Source organism: Actinomycetes bacterium, from assembly GCA_024222295.1.
In the GTDB taxonomy this organism is placed as follows: domain Bacteria; phylum Actinomycetota; class Acidimicrobiia; order Acidimicrobiales; family Microtrichaceae; genus JAAEPF01.
In genome coordinates this window covers 1-2,439 of the sequence record JAAEPF010000040.1, presented here as the reverse complement: position 1 = coordinate 2,439, position 2,439 = coordinate 1, and the positions used below count along the sequence as shown (strand labels likewise).

General features: G+C 62.7%; 3 protein-coding genes. 1 reads left to right on the top strand and 2 read right to left on the bottom strand.

Annotated features, from left to right (window positions below):
* Positions 1-910 (bottom strand): hypothetical protein (locus GY812_14345; GenBank protein ID MCP4436664.1); only part of this gene is annotated, 910 nt, incomplete at its 3' end.
* A 131-nt stretch (positions 911-1,041) separates the two neighbouring features.
* Positions 1,042-1,461, bottom strand: a complete 420-nt coding sequence (locus tag GY812_14340; protein ID MCP4436663.1) for a phosphoheptose isomerase — start codon at positions 1,459-1,461, stop codon at positions 1,042-1,044.
* 190 nt (positions 1,462-1,651) lie between these two features.
* On the opposite strand from GY812_14340, the gene GY812_14335 reads away from it, so the two are divergent.
* Positions 1,652-2,344, top strand: a complete 693-nt coding sequence (locus tag GY812_14335) for a hypothetical protein (GenBank protein MCP4436662.1) — start codon at positions 1,652-1,654, stop codon at positions 2,342-2,344.
* Positions 2,345-2,439: the final 95 nt, after the last annotated feature.

Sequence of the window (2,439 nt, the reverse complement as noted above, 5' to 3'; positions counted from 1 at the left end):
CGGTGACCCACTCGCCACCTCGCTCCAGGCACATCTCCTCTGATACCTCGATGTCACCCATGACCCGTGCCGCGCCCTCGTCCCAGTCCCCGCGGTCTAGGCGTATGGCGTCGCGCATGTGGTGCATGTGGCGGTCGATCATTCGCTCGTGTATCGCTGTGAGCGCTGCTGCATCTGCGGTGCAGTCGTCGCTCTCGAGGCAGAACTCCACGGCGGTGGAGGCTGTCTCGAGCATTGCGGCCTTCCTGTCCGCGCCGTCCCACTGGTGCCAGTCGTCGTTGTAATGTGAATCGCACCACTCCTGCTTCTCCTCCGTCCAGAACTCGTAGGTTCGGCAGTCGAACCGCACCTCGTCGTCCTCGACCTCCCTCTCGTCATCGGAGTAGCACACCTGCCTCTCGTCGGACCACGTTCCTCCTGCGGCCTCGCAGTCCTCCTGGCTGTCGTCATCGTCAGCCATCTTCCTGTCCCGCTGCTCGGGGAGCTCGCCCGCCTCGCGTGCGTCGACCTTCTCCCTCATGTCGACGTGCCTCGAGTTGATGCTGTCGATCATGAACCGCAGCTCGTCCGTGTCACCGGTGCACTCGACGTGCTCGATGCAGAACTGGAATGCCGTCACGAGCTCCTGACCCGCTGCCATCCTGTCCTCCAGGTGGTCCATCCTGTCGTCCATCCTGTCGTCCATCCTCTTGGGCATCATGCGGTGGATGAGGTCCTTCGCGGCCTTCTTGATCGGCCTGTCGTCCGACTTGATGGTGTCCCAGCCGCGGTCGTCGGTGGCATCGTCCACGACGCCATCCATCCAGCTGTCCTCCGCGTAGTCCGGGGCGGCGAAGTCCTCGAGGCCGGCTGCCATCGAGGTGCCTGCCAGGAGGGTGAATATCGCTAGGGCGACGAGTCCATTGCCCATTGGTGATTGTCTCTTGCTTCCGTCTGCTGCGCTGTCTACACTCATGTGCTCACTGGCCCGCCCTCGCGGGCTTGACCATATCAATCTGCGGTTCTACTGCTCAAAACGGGTGAAAATGCGCTATGATGCCCCTACTGGTCGTCGAAGACCTCTATCTCCACGTTGCGCTTCACCAGGTCGGTGAACTTGGAGGAGTACCTCGTGGCGCGCACCACGTGGTTGTCTATCCAGTGGTAGTTGCCGCCGCGGGGCTTGCCCATGAGCAGCGAGTGGTACAGAAACCCCTTCTCGCCGAGCCAAGCCTCGGTGACATCCCTGTGGTCCTCGGTCCTCGCTGTGAAGAAGCATATCTGGTGGCCCTCGTGGAACCATCTGTTGATCGTCTCCACTGCATCGGGGTAGGCCTCTGCGGTGGCCATCCTCTCAGGCTCCTCGTTGGGTATGTCCTCGCCCACCGTCCCGTCTATGTCAATGAGGTAGTTCTTGACGTCCTCGGGCAGGATCGGGCTCGCTGCGTTGCCAGCGTCGTCGGTGGCGTCGACCAGTTCCATGACGCCCTGCGCCGCGAGGCCGTTCATAATCCATGGTCAGGGTGATTTCCGAATCGTTAACAACGGGGCGTTCGACCGGGAATCGATGCCTGGCTCTTGCGACAGGACCCGTAGGGCCGCGGTGGCACGCTCCATATCGCCGAGCTACGACAGCGCGGTCACCGGGTACTTCGGTACCCGCCAGCCCAGCGTGTCCGAGGCGGAGGGGTCGCACGCGGCCTACGTCGCAGCGCTCCGAGCACACGGGACCGACGTCACCGTGCTGCCTGCCCTCGCTGACTACCCCGACTGCTGCTTCACGGAGGACACCGCCGTTATTGTCGGCGACACCGCCGTCATCCCGAACATGGGTCACCCCTCTAGGGAGGGGGAGCAGGACGCTGTGGTGGAGCACCTATCGGGCAGGTACGAGATCGACAGGATGCCCGAGGGCATGTCACTGGATGGGGGAGACGTCGTGTTCTACGACGACAGGTACCTGATCGGCGTGTCGACTCGCACAAGCAGGGAGGGGGCAGAGTATCTCGCCTCCAAGGTCGGGGCGGCTGGGTTCGACTCGGTGCTGATCGATGTGCCGAGCTCGACTCTTCACCTTACCACCGTGATGTCCACGCCCAGGGAGGGGACCATCGTCGCCGCGGAGGGCCACCTCACACAGGGGCAGCTGGGGGCTCTCGCAGACGAGGTCCTGTGGGTCCCCAACTCGGAGTCCTACGCCGCCAACACCATCGGCTACTCCGACGACCGAGTCATCATCTCCGCCGGCTTCCCCGTGACGAGGCAGGTGATGCTGGATGCCGGTTTCTCGATCACCTCGGTGGACATGGACTCAATCATGCAGGCCGACGGCTCGTTGACGTGCCTGTCCGTTTTCACGGAATAGCCCCTGTTTCGGGAATCAGATTATACATTGGCCCATGAAGGCCTTGTCATGCATGTAGCAGGCAAGGTTTTCCTCGGACTCGGGGTTGTAATGCT